Source organism: Nocardia sp. NPDC051900, assembly GCF_044452545.1.
GTDB lineage: Bacteria > Actinomycetota > Actinomycetes > Mycobacteriales > Mycobacteriaceae > Nocardia > Nocardia sichangensis.
This window is the reverse complement of sequence record NZ_JBITBU010000020.1, coordinates 29,905-42,561: the sequence shown is the minus strand read 5'-3', so window position 1 is coordinate 42,561 and position 12,657 is coordinate 29,905. Positions and strand designations below refer to the sequence as shown.

The window sequence follows — 12,657 nt, the reverse complement described above, 5'->3', positions numbered from 1 at the left end:
GTGGGAGGGGCGATGTCCGATCAGTTGACCGTCGGCGGCTGGGTGGTCGTGGGGGAGCAGTGCTCGGTCCGCTTGGCCCCGGTACCGCGCGACGACTTCCTGGCCTTCGTGTTCGAAAGCAGCGGAACCGAATTCGAATTGGCCTTGGCGCCCGCGATCCTGCACCGCATGGTCGCTCTCGGGACCGCCCCGTCCGCGCCGTGACATCGGCGAGCCACACCGCGGCGGAGCGCCTTACGCGCACCGTGGGTCGCGGCGGTTCCTGCCGACGCCTGCGGAACAAGCTGATCTCGAGGCCGAAAAGTCAGTGCGGGTGCGTGCTTCGGCTATCTCCGCGGTGTGGTCTACGCGTCGATGAAAAGGTCGTTGGCGAGAGCGCCGGAGCCCGGTACGACTCGGTAGTGGTCCAGGTCGGTGCGGCCATGGAAAGCGAGGACATCCTCGTCCAGGAGCAGTCGGCCGGTGTAGGTCGCGGCGGGGCTGGTCACGATCAGCAAAGCGGCGTCCGCGCAGATGAACGGGTTGCGGGACGCGGCGACGGCTTCCGCGCCGCCGAGCAGATTGCGCACCGCGGCGGTGTCGATCTTCGTGCGCGGCCACAGGGAGTTCACGGCGATGCCGTAGGGCCGGAACTCGTGTGCCAGACCGACGGTGGCGATGCTGACACCGTATTTGGAGACGGTGTAGGCCACGCCGTTGCCAACGTGCTCGGGGTTCATGTTGAGCGGCGGGGAGAGGGTGAGGATATGTGGATTCCGCCCGGCCGTCGCCGAGGCGCGCAGGTGCGGCAGCGCCAGCTTGGACAGCAGGAACGGCGCGCGGAGATTGACGGCTTGCATGTGGTCGTAGCGCTGCATGCCGATCTGCTCGGCGCCGGTGAGATCGACCGATCCCGCGTTGTTGACCAGGATGTCGATGCCGCCGAAGCGCTCGGCGATCCGATCGACCGCCTCCGCCATCGCCTTGTCGTCGCGGACATCCGCTACCAACGGCAGTACCGCGCCACCCGCGGCCTCCGCTTCCGCGGCGGCCGTGTGGATGGTGCCGGGCAGCTTGGGGTGCGGCTCCTGGGTGCGGGCGATCATCGCGACGTTCGCGCCCTCCGACGCGAACCTGATCGCGATCGCCAGGCCGATGCCACGGCTCGCCCCGGTGACAACGGCGGTCCTTCCCGCGAGCAGATCCCCGGTGGCCTCTCCTCGGGCGGACGCGGGCGTGGGTAGGGGACTGTTCATGGCGGGGTCCTCTGGCTGGAATACGCGATCTTGTGGAGTGAGGCTAGCTGGCATTCGCCGGGAGCGTGACAGATCCGTTGTCCCCGAGCTGTTTACAGCGGCTTGCGGGCGGTGCTCGCCGTGCCCGATGGGACGATCGAAGCCGGTGCGTCCATACGCGGCAGTGGTTGAAAAAGCAATTGGATTTTCTCGGCGATCCGGGGAACCGAGAGCAGTCGGGACGCGTCCAATAACAGTGACGACCTTTTGAACGATGCACAGGCGGGCCTGGGGGTGAGGGGATCGGTGCGATGTCGGACGCGAACAACGGAGGTGCGATGGCGATCCGGACGGTGCCGCAGCCTCCGTTCCCGCCGGGGTTGCTGGCCGATCTGCACGCCGGCAATGTGACGGCCGCGCAGCGCGAGCAGTTGTGGCCGATCGTCTCGCGTGATCCGCAGGCGGTGCGGTATCTGCGCGGGCTGGATGAGATCAGCGCGGAATTGGGTGCGCTGAGCCGGGAGGAACGCGTCATCCACTCCATGCCCGAGGACGTCACCGCCCGGCTGACCGAATTCATCGAAGCGCTCCGATCACCCCAGGACACCGCGGTCCACGCGATCGCGCCCGGGCGGGCGGGCGGGGCCCGGCTCGATATCAAATATTCCCAACGCGGCGCGGCTCCCTCGGTCGCTGTCGACGAGCATCGCCGCACCAGGGCGCGCTGGTTCGCCGCGGCAGCCGCGGCGATCGTCGCCCTTGCCGCAGCCGGCTCGGCCATCTCGACGATGGACGGCCGTGACCGCCCAGCCCCCACCGCGCGACCCGCCATCGGAAATGACGAAGTCACCGCCACCATGGCCTTCGGCGCGCTGGGCCGCCACACCGTCAGCGGCTCCCTCGCCGACCCCGAAGCGCTGCAACGCTGTGTCCACGCGAACGGGCTCGACCGCACCGTCCTCGGCTCGGCCGACATCGCGTTCCAGGGCGGCGACGCGGTGCTCATCCTGCTCAACGGCCCGCACCCGCCCGCCGTCACCGCATTGGTCGTCGGAACCGGCTGCGATACCGGTGACCCGCAGCGCCGGGTATTGCAGGACATCGGCTGACCGCGCGCGGCGGGTCACGTTCCACCGCGCACGGCCGCGCGCACGCCTGCGCGCGATAGGCTATGACAGTCGTCATGAACATGGGAGGAGAAGGGTGGCCGAAACGCCGCAGGCGCGGGATCGAATGGTTGCAGGCGCGGCCGACATGATCCGCCGCCGCGGTCTGAACGCGACCAGCGTGCGGGAATTGGCCAAGCACGCCCAGGCTCCGCTGGGATCCACCTACCACTACTTCCCCGGCGGCAAAGCGCAGCTGGCGGCCGAAGCCGTGCGCTTCGCCGATGCGCTGGCCGCCCGCAAACTCGCGCAAGGGCTGCCCGCCGGGCCGGTCGCGGGATTGCGGTCGTTCGTCGACATGTGGCGAAAGGTTCTGGCGGACAATGATTTCCAGGCTGGCTGCCCGGTGCTCGCGGTCGCGATCGAGGAGCCGGGGGACGACGACGAGCCGCAGCGGGCCGCCGCGTCCGCGTTCGAGAACTGGACCGGCCTGCTGACGCGGTCGTTGCGCGACCACGGCGCGAGCGAGGCCGACGCCGAGCGGACCGCCACCCTGATCGTCGCGGCGCTCGAGGGCGCGGTGGCGATGTGCCGAGTGGAGCGCAGCATCCGTCCGCTCGATCGGACCGTGGCGAAGCTCGAGTTCCTGATCCGGACCGTCACCCGCGATTGATCACCGCGCTCCGGCGCACGCTGTTCCCGTCGCCGACCGAATGGGCTTCGTCGCGCTGACGTACTGGAGCAGGCGATGGACCCGCTGGTCGATCTCCACCAAACCCTCCTCGGCGAACAGGGCGGGAAAGGTCCGGGCGCCGAACACCCGCAGCCCGCTCAAACCGCCGACCACGCGGCTCATCTCACCGATGGGGTTGGCCGCCCGGTGGCTGGTGGTGATGGCGATCCGGCCACCGGGAGCGAGAACGCGAATCATCTCGCGAGCGGCGACGAGTGGGTCCGGAATGAGGTAGAGCGCGCCGAAACAGCAGACCGCGTCGAAGGTTCCGTCCGCGAACGGGAGCCTGCGCGCGTCGCCGCGCAGATACCCGACGCGCGGTCCGGCGTTGTCCGCGACGGCGCGCGCCAGCATCGGCTCCGAATAGTCCACGCCGATCGCATAGCCCTCGCCGGACAGCGCCTCACTCAGGTATCTGGTGAAATTGCCCGGTCCGCAGGCGATGTCGAGCACCTTCTGCGCGCCGCCGAGCCGCAGGGCGGTGACCGCGTCGCGGCGGTCGGACGCGGTCGTCCGCCCACTGGCGAGATAGAACAGCGCCGGCCGCCAGGCGCGCTCGTACACCGCGGCGAGCGCGGGGGCATTCATCGTCTTGCGTGCGAGATTCACCGGAGCGCGTCCCTCAGGCGCGGTCGACGGTGATCGTCATGCCCGCCGCGCGCAGTCGCTCGGTGAGGGCGTCGCCCATCGCCGCGGCCGGGGTGAGAATGCCCGCGAGCTCGGGTTGCTTCTCCGTGTCGAACGCCAGGCACAGACCGCTCTCGCCGAGCAGTACGGCGGTGGCCTGGTATCCCGGGTCGCCGGTGCCGGAGAAGGTGGCCACGTACTTCGCGCCCGAGGTGGTGTGCGCGAACGTCTTCATGCTGAACCAGCCGCTCTTGCGGGCCTGCTCGCTCGGTCCGGTGCCCGGCTTGGGCAGCACGCGATCGAGCAGCTTGCGACCCGCCGATGCCCGCGACAGCAGGGCGCCCGCGGTCATGCCCGCCACGATGCCGCCCGCCATCCCCGCCGCTACCAGCGGCGCCACCCGGGACTTTCCGGCGCTCATGACTTCGCGGTAGCGGAAATTCTTGCCGTACACCCAGCCGAGCAGGCCGTTGCTGCGGCGCACGATCTTGGTGTTGTGCGCGGCCATGACGAACGTGCTGACCCACCCGTCCAGGCTGGGGTCGATCGCGCTCGCCCGCGACAGCGCCTGATCGGACTGGCGGCCGACGTCGGGATCCATCGACCTGTCCGGGCTCAGCGAGTACGGGTGCGACATCACCTTGCCCTTGGCCGGGTCGGCGGCGATCGCCTCCATCATCGCGCGGCCGGAATCGATGGTGCCGCCGCTGACGCCGCCCTTGAGCGAAGCCACCAGCGTGACGTCGACGAGCTCACCGGTGTTGTCCTCGACCGTGCGGCGGTAGAGCTGATATACGCTCAGATCGGACGGAATCGAGTCGTAGCCGCAGGAATTCACGATCTTCGCGCCCGTGGCGACGGCCTGTTCGTGATAGTTGTCGATGGCGTCGCGGATGAACAGCGGCTCGCCGGTGAGGTCGGCGTAATGGGTGCCCGCCTTCGCGCACGCCGCTACCAGCGGCATCCCGTAGCGCAGGTACGGGCCGACGGTGGTGACCACGACCTTGGTGCGCGCCGCCAGCTCGTCGAGCGCGCTCTGGTCTGTCGAGTCGGCCACCACCAGACCCCAGTTCGCGGCCGTCGGGCCGAGGTCGTCGCGTACGGTCGTCAACTTGTCCAGCGATCGTCCCGCCAGCGCGATTCGCGCGGATTCCGGCGCGGCCTCGGTGAGATATTCCGCGGTCAGCTTGCCGACGAAACCCGTCGCGCCGAAGAGCACTAGGTCGAATTCCCGTGTATCTGCCATGGTCTTCCGTTCTGCGGTCGTGCCGCCGTTCGGCGGCTACTTGGTGGTCTTCTTGCGCGGCCGTTGCGGCGCGGCGTGCGGGCGGTCGGCGAGCCAGGCGTGATGGGCCCGGCCGAGCTCGGTGACCGGTGGTTCGTCGTAGAGCCATTCCCTGGAGATGCGATGCCAGTTCGCGGTGCAGCCGAGGTGACCGAGCATGCCGAAGGTCAGGAAGTCGGCGCGGCGGGAGAAGAGGTGCTCCGGCGGCAGATTCTGCTGCTTCATACCGGTGAACTCGCTGGCCCTCGGGTCGACCGCGAGCAGGAAGGCGCCGCTGGCGAGCTCGGGAGTGATGGTCAGTTCCTCGTCGATCAGACACCATTCCGAGGCGGCCAGTACGTATTCCAGGCACTCCTCGGCGCCGATCTCCTGCGGCGAATCGATGACGCCGCGCTGGATCATCAACTCGCGCAGGTCTTCCGCGCGATCTTCCGCCGCGGCACGCAGACAGACCAGCTCGAATTGCACGTGCTCGGCGTCCATGCGGTTGAACAATCCGAAATCCAGGAAGCCGACCCGGCCGTCGCCGGCCAGCAGAACGTTGCCCGGATGCGGGTCGCCGCAGAATTCGTTGAAGGTGAACAGCGATCCCACGTAGAACCGGTAGATGATCTCGCCGATCCGGTTGCGCTCCGCTTGGGGCAGCTGCCGGATCTCTTCGAAGCCCTTGCCCTCCACGTATTCGGTGACCAGCACCCGCGTGGTGGAGAACTCCGGCAGCGAGCGCGGGACGATGACGAAAGGATGCCCGGCGTACAACTCGGCGATCTGCAACTGGGTGGCCGCCTCGGCCCGGTAGTCCAGCTCGGCCTCCATGTTCAGCCGCAGCTCGTCCAGCACCGCGGGCGTCACCCACGGCATCGCGGACTGGAGCACGCGCCGGAACATCGCGAGATTCTTCAGATCCGCGCGCACCGCCGCATCGATGCCCGGATACTGCACCTTCACCGCGACCTGGCGGCCGTCGTGTAGTCGCGCCCGGTACACCTGGCCGATCGAGGCGGCGGCGACGGGCTCGGCGTCGAACTCGGCGAATACCGCGTCGAGCGGCTTTCCGAAATCGTCCTCGATCACCTGGCGCATGGCCGCGAAGGAGACCGTCGGGGCCGCGTTGCGCAGCACGGCCAGGCGTTTCTGGAACCGCTCCCGATGGTCCTCTGGCACCAGATCCAGATCGAGCACCGACATCATCTGGCCGAGCTTCATGGCGACGCCCTTCATGGTGCCCAGCACCGTGACCACCTGCTCGGTGGTGCGGATCATCGATTCCTCGGCCATCTTCGCCCGGACGGCCTCGGATCTGCCCCGCATGGTCAACCGCGCGCGCTGGGTGCGAAGCACCGAACTGGCTGCCACCGCGCCCAGCTTCGTGCCACGAGCAAGCCGAGAGGTCGGTACTTGCTTCGCCATCGAGGTACCTCCGTTGGTGCCGCGGTCGGAGCGACGGACGCGGGCGGCAGCGTGCGGGACACCCGCACGGACCGCCGTCGAGTACGGCGCCTGCGGTGACGCAACGCACTCGGCGCACCGCTCGGGTTCAGACTAGCCAAGGATTCGGCAAAGTCGAGAGTGCTGGTGAACTTTTGCAAGCGCTCCAGCTAGCACCAGGGCCGATGGCTCGATTCAGTCTTGCGCCGGCGTCTCGGGGGCGGGCAGCACATGCTGCTGCGCGTTGAACGCGGCGGGCGAACCGCCCGCGCGGGCCATGCCCTCGATGGCGCTCCAGGCGAGCATGGTGAGGTAATCGATCACGTCCTCGCGGGACAGCGACTTGTTGGTGGTCCACCAGTGCGTGGCCAGCTGGATGCCACCGACCAGCACGTACGACGCCAGCGCGGCGCCCTCGGTCGCTACGCCCCGGTCCTTGGCGCGATCGGTGATCACCGCGCACACCACCTCGGCGAAGAGCTTCTCGAACTCCGCGAGCGAGGACTGGTCGGCCGAGCCGTTGCCCATGATGAAGCGGTAGACCTCGGGGTCCTCGTCGACCGTGCCGACGTACTCGGCCAGGGCCGAGCGCACCAGCTGGTATTCGTCCGCGTCCAGGCTGATCGCGCCGTACACCCGCGGCATCAGCGTGGTCTCGATGAACCGCTGCATGGTCGCGTGGACGAGGTCGTTCTTGTCGGAGAAGTAGCGGTAGAGCACGGTCTTGGAGACGCCGATCTCCGCGGCGATCTCGTCCATGCCCGCGTTGCTGCCGCGGGCGCGCACGGCGGCGAGAGTGCCGTCGACGAGTTCCTCCCTGCGGTCGATCTTGTGTTGCCGCCACCGGCGCTTGCGGCCGTCCATCCGGCCGCCGCGCACCGCCGGCGGTCGCTCGCCGACATCGACAAGGTCTTCGGTGGACAGCGTGGGCTCCCTCGTTCGTATGTGCTCCGGTGGCTACCAGCTTAGGTCCCCGATACCCGTGATATGCGCTTTTGAGCCCGGATGCGGTAGGAACCACAGTCCGGGCGTGTCCGGCGCCCGGCACGTCCGGTTTGTGCGCAGGCACTCACCCCGCTCGCTCACTTCGCCGCGCACAGCAGAATGGGAGGCATGGAGAAAGCTCCCGGCAACACCGCGGTGCTGAACGCCCGGGGCGACCGCGCCGGTGACGCCGCGCCCGCCGCCGCGCCCCTCGGCTTCGCCGCCGTGCTCGACGAGGCGGCCAAGCGTCGTGACCTCTGGCGGATGAAGGCGTTCGCCACCGGGCTGCTCGCCCTGGCCACCGCGATCTATCTGTTCTGCCGCTGGACCGAATCGCGCGGGGCGGGCGGCGACTGGGTCGGCTACCTGCGGGCCGCCTCGGAGGCGGGCATGGTCGGCGCCCTGGCGGACTGGTTCGCGGTGACCGCCCTGTTCCGTCATCCACTCGGCCTGCCCATCCCGCACACGGCGATCATCCGGCGGAAGAAAGACCAGCTCGGCGCCAGTCTCGGTACGTTCGTCGGCACGAACTTCCTGGCGCCCGAGGTGGTGTCGGCCAAGGTGAACTCGGCGCAGATCTCCTGGCGGGTCGGGCGCTGGATGGCCGATCCGAGTCATGCCGCGCGCGTGGCGCAGGAGAGCTCGACCATCCTGCGCGCCGTCGTCGGCGTACTGCGCGACGAGGACGTGGAGCAGGTCATCGACAACACCATCGTCAAGCGGATCGCGGAGCCGCTGTGGGGTCCGCCGATCGGCCGGGTGCTGGCGGAACTGCTCGCCGACAACCGGCAGTTGGCGTTGCTGGATCTGCTCGCCGAGCGCGCGCACCAGTGGGCGCTCGGATCCCAGGAGACGATCGATCGGATCGTGTTGCGGGACGCGCCGCAGTGGGCGCCGAAATTCGTCAATATCTTGCTTTCCGAACGGATCTACCGGGAACTGGTCGAGTTCACCTGGAAAGTCCGCTCCAATCCGGAGCACGAGGTCCGTCTCGCCGCGAACCGGTTCCTGGAGGAATTCGCCGAGGACCTGCAATTCGATGACGCCATGATCAAAAAGGCGGAGCGGATCAAGGCGCAGATCATGGGCCGGGAGGAGATCACCGGACTCGCCTCGGCCACCTGGCGCGCGGCGAAGCGGCTGATCCTGGAGTCCGCCGACGATCCGAGCAGCACGCTGCGGCGCAAGGTGGCCGAGAACGTGCAGCAGCTCGGCGAGCGCTTGCGCGACGACGCGGACATGCGGGCCAAGGTCGACAACTGGATCGATCGCGGCGCGCGCTACTTGGTGGAAAACTATGCCGGTGAGATCAGCACCCTGGTCACCGACACGGTTGCCCGGTGGGATGCCGAGGAAGCCAGCAAGAAGATCGAATTGCAGGTCGGCCGGGATCTGCAATTCATCCGCATCAACGGGACCGTCGTCGGTTCGCTTGCCGGACTGACGATCTACACGATTTCCCACTTGATGTTCGGCGGTTGATCCGCGGCGTGCGGAACGTTTGCCGAAACGCTGCTAGCAGACTGCTTGCAATAGCTAGCACCCTGACCTAGAATCGAATTCGTACAACCGCCAGAAGGTGAGTGATGGCTGACCAGCCCGAGGTTTCCGCCGAGTACACCGAGAGATCGGACGAGCATTCGTCCGGCATCGGCGAACGAGGGGGTCGCGTCGTCAGTGCGGCGCACGACATCGGAGGCTTCATCAGGGCGCAGCGGGAAGCCGCGCAAGTCTCGTTGCGTCAGCTCGCCCAGCTGGCGGGGGTGAGCAATCCGTATCTCAGCCAGATCGAGCGCGGACTGCGAAATCCGTCCGCCGAAGTGCTCACGCAGATCGCGAAAGCGCTGCGGGTCTCCTCGGAGGTCTTGTACGTACGGGCTGGCTATCTCGAGCAGCGGCCGCACAGTCCGGTCCGGGACGCACTGCTCGCCGACACGTTCATCAGTGAGCGGCAGAAGCAGGTGCTGCTGGACATCTATGAATCGTTTCGCCGGGAAAACGGAGGAAACGAGGTAGGGGGGGACGTATGGGACAGCGACGTTCCGCGCACGACAACCGAAACTCCGCCACGCCAGGAGAACGAAACACCATGACCGAGAAGAACGCCACCGTCACCAAGCCCCTGCTCGCCACCGTCGGCGCGGGTGACGCCCTCTACGCCGCCGTCAACGACGTTTTCGCGCAGGTGCGCGAGCGTGCGGCCGCCACCGAGGTGCAGGCCCGGGTGGAGGAGGCGCGCGAGCGCTTCGCCAACGTTCCCGCCGACGTCCAGGACCGGTTCGAGTCGCTGCGCGAGCGGCTGTCCGGCCTGCCGTCGGAGCTGCCGGACGACCTCGCCGAACTGCGCGAGCGGTTCACCGCCGAGGAGCTGCGCGCGCTGGCCGAGAAGTACTACCGGCAGGCGCTGGACATCTACGCCGACCTCGCCGTCCGCGGTGAGGAGACGATCGAGCGGCTGCGCGCCAACCAGGTCGTCGAGGAGCGGATCGGCAAGGTCGAGACGCTGTACGGCGACGCGGTCAGCCGCGCCGAGGACGTGCTCGGGCGCGTCAACGGACTGATCGGCCGCCCGGCGAAGGTCGAGGCCGACGAAGAGATCGACCCGGCGCCGGTCGTCGAGGCCGAGGTCGTCGAGGTGACCACCGAGGCCACCCCGGCTCCGGTCGTGAACGGTGAGGCCAAGAAGGCTCCGGCCAAGAAGGCCCCCGCGGCCAAGAAGGCTCCGGCCAAGAAGGCCGCTCCCAAGAAGCCCTGAACGGCCCGCGGCTGAAGCGATTCGACGCCCTCGCGCACCCCTGGTGCGCGAGGGCGTTGCTTCTATGATGGGTGGGGTGAATATGGTGCACGGATTGACCGGGATGATCCTGCTGGTGCTGTGGCTGGCGGCGCTCGGTGCGACGATTTTCGCGCTGATCCACGCCGTGCGTCAGCGTCCGGACGCGTTCACCGCGGTGGACAAACTGACCAAGCCGATCTGGCTGGCGATTCTCGGGGCGGCTGTGCTCGTGCTCCTGCTCTCCCCCGCGGGTCTGGGCCTGCTCTCCTTCGCGGCGATCATCGCCACGGGCGTCTACTTGGCCGACGTCCGGCCCAAGGTGGACGAGGTGCAGCGGGGTCCGCGCTGGTGAGGGCGGAGTTCGCCGACAGGTAAGGGTGCTTGCACTAGCAAGCGGCGCGAATCGGGGTTACTGTATCTAGCAGTAACACAAAGGAGTGTCCGATGCGTGCCATGCTGCCGACCGCGTTGACGAGCTTCCGGGGCCTGCTCCGGAGCTTGCGCGACGCGCACAGCGCCGACTTGCGGTCGCGTACCTACCAGACCGCCGCGTTCAACCCGCCGACCGCGCCGCGCGAGGTGGTTCCGGTCCAGACCGGTGACGGCGTCCGGCTGCGCGTACACGCCTACGGCCCGTCGGATGCCCCCGCCATCGTGCTCGTCCACGGGTGGACCTGCTGCCTGGAATACTGGAATCCGCAGATCAACGCGTTCGCCGGTGACTATCGGGTGATCGCTTACGACCAGCGCGGTCACGGCGAGAGCGAATACGGGTCGAGCGAGCTGACCATGGATCTGCTTGCCGACGACTTGGCCGCCGTGCTCGACGCCGCGCTCGCGCCCGGGCAGCGGGCCGTGCTCGTCGGCCACAGCCTCGGCGGCATGACACTGCAGGCCTGGGCGGGACGCTATCCCGAGCGGGTCGCGCGTCAGGCGCTCGCGGTGCTGCTGACCAATACCGCGGCGGACCGGTTGATCCTGGAGACGACGGTCGTGCCGCTGCTGAACCGTCCGCTGCGGCTGCTGCAATTGAAGGTGCCGCTGCCGTTCCTGTTCGGCAGGCTCGGGCTCGGCGCCCCGATGGTCTTCCCGCCCATCGCGCCGGTGCGCTGGCTGTTCGCGCGTCAGATCCTCAGCACCGCGGCCAAAGGCGAGCTGTTGGATTTCAGCATGGCCATCGTGCGGTCGTGTCCCGCGCGGGTGCGCGCCAAGTTCGGATTCCTGCTGGCCACGATGGATGTCGGGGAGTCGGCCCGGAATCTGGTGGTCCCCACGACGGTGATCTCGGGACAGTTCGACGACATGACGCCGCCGGTGCACTCCGAGCGGATCGTCGAAATGCTCCGGCAGACCGGCAGTCTCGCGCGCTATCAGGTGCTGCCAACGGGGCATCTCGGCAATGCCGAGGCCTACGTGCGGTTCAACGAGGAACTCGCGCGCGTCCTCGCCGCCACGCGCAAGTCCAGCCGCGCCGACCTCGCGGGCTGACGCGCCCAGGCGCTCGCGCCGGTCAGGAGAAGACGACCGTCCGGCGGCCGTGCACCAGGACGCGGCCCTCCAGATGCCAGCGCAGCCCGCGCGCCAGAACCACCCGCTCGATGTCGCGACCTTGACGGACCATGTCGCGCACTTCGTCCGCGTGGTCGATGCGAATGACGTCCTGCTCGATGATCGGGCCCGCGTCCAGTTCCGGGGTCACGTAGTGGCAGGTTGCTCCGATCAGCTTCACGCCACGGGCGAAAGCCTGGTGGTACGGGCGAGCGCCGACGAACGAGGGCAGGAAGCTGTGATGGATGTTGATCGCCTTGCCCGCCCAGTGTTCGCACAACTCGGCCGGCAGCACCTGCATGAACCGCGCCAGCACCACCGCGTGCGGATCGTGCGCGTCCACCAGGGCGCGGACCTCTTCGAACGCGGGACCGCGCTCAGCCGGGTCCTTCGGGAACGGCACGTGATGGAACTTCACCCCGTGCGCCTCGGCCATCGCCGCCAGATCCGGATGGTTGCCGATCACCGCCTCGATGGTGGCGGGCAGTTCACCGCTGGCGGCGCGTCCGAGCAAATCGTGTAGACAATGGCCGTCCTTGCTGACCAGCAGTACCGCGCGACGGCGCGCGCCGGAGTCCAGCAGTTGCCATTCGCTCTCCGGCCCCAGTTCCGCCGCCACCCCGGCGAACCGGTCACGCAGCTCCGCGATGCCGAACGGCACCGTCGCGGCCCTGATCGCCTGACGCGTGAAGAACCAGCCGGTATCCGCGTCGGAGTGATACCCCGCCTCCACGATCGAGCCGCCGAACTCGGCGATGAACGACGTGATCCGGGCGATGATGCCCGGCCGATCCGGGCAGCCGAGAGTCAGCACGTAGCGGCGGTCGTCCGAGACGGGTGGAGCGGAACTCATGGGGTTCATCCTCCCAGGTGCGCCGCCGGACATTCGCCGCGCCTTCGCCGAGCGCTCGACAAGGTGTCTCCGAGTGCGATCGCCGTCTATGATTGAAGGCAAT

At 68.3% G+C, this 12,657-nt stretch carries 14 protein-coding genes; 8 read left to right on the top strand and 6 right to left on the bottom strand.

Translation table 11 applies throughout. The features are described from left to right. Positions 1-12: 12 nt before the first annotated feature. Entirely contained in the window at positions 13-204 is a 192-nt protein-coding gene (locus tag ACIA5H_RS29235) for a hypothetical protein (protein WP_379254038.1), read from the top strand. 140 nt (positions 205-344) lie between these two features. Here ACIA5H_RS29235 and ACIA5H_RS29230 read toward each other — a convergent pair whose 3' ends face one another. Then, positions 345-1,235, bottom strand: a complete 891-nt coding sequence (locus tag ACIA5H_RS29230) for an SDR family oxidoreductase (protein WP_397078722.1) — start codon at positions 1,233-1,235, stop codon at positions 345-347. A gap of 317 nt (positions 1,236-1,552) precedes the next feature. Between ACIA5H_RS29230 and ACIA5H_RS29225 the strand changes: the two genes are divergently transcribed. Both ACIA5H_RS29225 and ACIA5H_RS29220 read left to right on the top strand, forming a co-directional pair. Further along, positions 1,553-2,323 carry a hypothetical protein gene (locus ACIA5H_RS29225; protein WP_379254036.1) on the top strand — a complete coding sequence of 257 codons (771 nt, stop codon included), beginning with the start codon at positions 1,553-1,555 and terminating at the stop codon, positions 2,321-2,323. A 124-nt stretch (positions 2,324-2,447) separates the two neighbouring features. Then, positions 2,448-2,993: a TetR/AcrR family transcriptional regulator gene (locus tag ACIA5H_RS29220; protein WP_397078891.1), complete on the top strand. Its 546-nt coding sequence runs from the start codon at positions 2,448-2,450 to the stop codon at positions 2,991-2,993. Here the strand turns inward: ACIA5H_RS29220 and ACIA5H_RS29215 are convergent, their stop codons facing one another. From ACIA5H_RS29215 to ACIA5H_RS29200, 4 genes are all read right to left on the bottom strand, one after another. Further along, entirely contained in the window at positions 2,994-3,662 is a 669-nt protein-coding gene (locus tag ACIA5H_RS29215) for a class I SAM-dependent methyltransferase (protein ID WP_397078720.1), read from the bottom strand. Positions 3,663-3,675: 13 nt separating this feature from the next. Then, on the bottom strand, positions 3,676-4,926 hold the full coding sequence (locus ACIA5H_RS29210) for a saccharopine dehydrogenase family protein (RefSeq protein WP_397078718.1): 1,251 nt from the start codon (positions 4,924-4,926) through the stop codon (positions 3,676-3,678). A gap of 36 nt (positions 4,927-4,962) precedes the next feature. Then, positions 4,963-6,375, bottom strand: a complete 1,413-nt coding sequence (locus ACIA5H_RS29205) for an ABC1 kinase family protein (RefSeq protein WP_379254034.1) — start codon at positions 6,373-6,375, stop codon at positions 4,963-4,965. Between the two features lie 213 nt (positions 6,376-6,588). Then, positions 6,589-7,257, bottom strand: coding sequence for a TetR/AcrR family transcriptional regulator (locus ACIA5H_RS29200; RefSeq protein WP_355071877.1), 669 nt, complete (start codon positions 7,255-7,257; stop codon positions 6,589-6,591). 249 nt (positions 7,258-7,506) lie between these two features. Between ACIA5H_RS29200 and ACIA5H_RS29195 the strand changes: the two genes are divergently transcribed. From ACIA5H_RS29195 to ACIA5H_RS29175, 5 genes are all read left to right on the top strand, one after another. After that, positions 7,507-8,859 (top strand): DUF445 domain-containing protein, encoded by a 1,353-nt coding sequence (locus ACIA5H_RS29195; RefSeq protein WP_379254032.1) that lies wholly within the window; start codon positions 7,507-7,509, stop codon positions 8,857-8,859. Between the two features lie 104 nt (positions 8,860-8,963). Beyond that, on the top strand, positions 8,964-9,470 hold the full coding sequence (locus ACIA5H_RS29190; protein WP_355071881.1) for a helix-turn-helix transcriptional regulator: 507 nt from the start codon (positions 8,964-8,966) through the stop codon (positions 9,468-9,470). Beyond that, positions 9,467-10,132: a heparin-binding hemagglutinin gene (locus tag ACIA5H_RS29185; RefSeq protein ID WP_379254031.1), complete on the top strand. Its 666-nt coding sequence runs from the start codon at positions 9,467-9,469 to the stop codon at positions 10,130-10,132. Before ACIA5H_RS29190 ends, ACIA5H_RS29185 begins: the two co-directional genes overlap by 4 nt. Positions 10,133-10,214: 82 nt before the next feature. Continuing rightward, the gene (locus tag ACIA5H_RS29180; RefSeq protein WP_040870424.1) at positions 10,215-10,505 is read left to right on the top strand and encodes a DUF2516 family protein; all 291 of its coding nucleotides are present in this window, start codon (positions 10,215-10,217) and stop codon (positions 10,503-10,505) included. Between the two features lie 92 nt (positions 10,506-10,597). Continuing rightward, positions 10,598-11,641, top strand: coding sequence for an alpha/beta fold hydrolase (locus ACIA5H_RS29175; protein WP_397078714.1), 1,044 nt, complete (start codon positions 10,598-10,600; stop codon positions 11,639-11,641). Positions 11,642-11,663: 22 nt separating this feature from the next. On the opposite strand, the gene purU is transcribed toward ACIA5H_RS29175, so the two are convergent. Further along, positions 11,664-12,554, bottom strand: coding sequence for a formyltetrahydrofolate deformylase (gene purU / locus ACIA5H_RS29170; protein ID WP_397078712.1), 891 nt, complete (start codon positions 12,552-12,554; stop codon positions 11,664-11,666). Positions 12,555-12,657 lie beyond the last annotated feature (103 nt).

Excerpts from the sequence above, each read along its gene's own strand:
- ACIA5H_RS29235 (WP_379254038.1), top strand. The coding sequence starts at position 13 with ATGTCCGATCAGTTGACCGTCGGCGGCTGGGTGGTCGTGGGGGAGCAG.
- ACIA5H_RS29230 (WP_397078722.1), bottom strand. The coding sequence starts at position 1,235 with ATGAACAGTCCCCTACCCACGCCCGCGTCCGCCCGAGGAGAGGCCACC.
- ACIA5H_RS29225 (WP_379254036.1), top strand. The coding sequence starts at position 1,553 with ATGGCGATCCGGACGGTGCCGCAGCCTCCGTTCCCGCCGGGGTTGCTG.
- ACIA5H_RS29220 (WP_397078891.1), top strand. The coding sequence starts at position 2,448 with ATGGTTGCAGGCGCGGCCGACATGATCCGCCGCCGCGGTCTGAACGCG.
- ACIA5H_RS29210 (WP_397078718.1), bottom strand. The coding sequence starts at position 4,926 with ATGGCAGATACACGGGAATTCGACCTAGTGCTCTTCGGCGCGACGGGT.
- ACIA5H_RS29205 (WP_379254034.1), bottom strand. The coding sequence starts at position 6,375 with ATGGCGAAGCAAGTACCGACCTCTCGGCTTGCTCGTGGCACGAAGCTG.
- ACIA5H_RS29200 (WP_355071877.1), bottom strand. The coding sequence starts at position 7,257 with ATGGACGGCCGCAAGCGCCGGTGGCGGCAACACAAGATCGACCGCAGG.
- ACIA5H_RS29195 (WP_379254032.1), top strand. The coding sequence starts at position 7,507 with ATGGAGAAAGCTCCCGGCAACACCGCGGTGCTGAACGCCCGGGGCGAC.
- ACIA5H_RS29190 (WP_355071881.1), top strand. The coding sequence starts at position 8,964 with ATGGCTGACCAGCCCGAGGTTTCCGCCGAGTACACCGAGAGATCGGAC.
- ACIA5H_RS29185 (WP_379254031.1), top strand. The coding sequence starts at position 9,467 with ATGACCGAGAAGAACGCCACCGTCACCAAGCCCCTGCTCGCCACCGTC.
- ACIA5H_RS29180 (WP_040870424.1), top strand. The coding sequence starts at position 10,215 with ATGGTGCACGGATTGACCGGGATGATCCTGCTGGTGCTGTGGCTGGCG.
- ACIA5H_RS29175 (WP_397078714.1), top strand. The coding sequence starts at position 10,598 with ATGCGTGCCATGCTGCCGACCGCGTTGACGAGCTTCCGGGGCCTGCTC.
- purU (WP_397078712.1), bottom strand. The coding sequence starts at position 12,554 with ATGAGTTCCGCTCCACCCGTCTCGGACGACCGCCGCTACGTGCTGACT.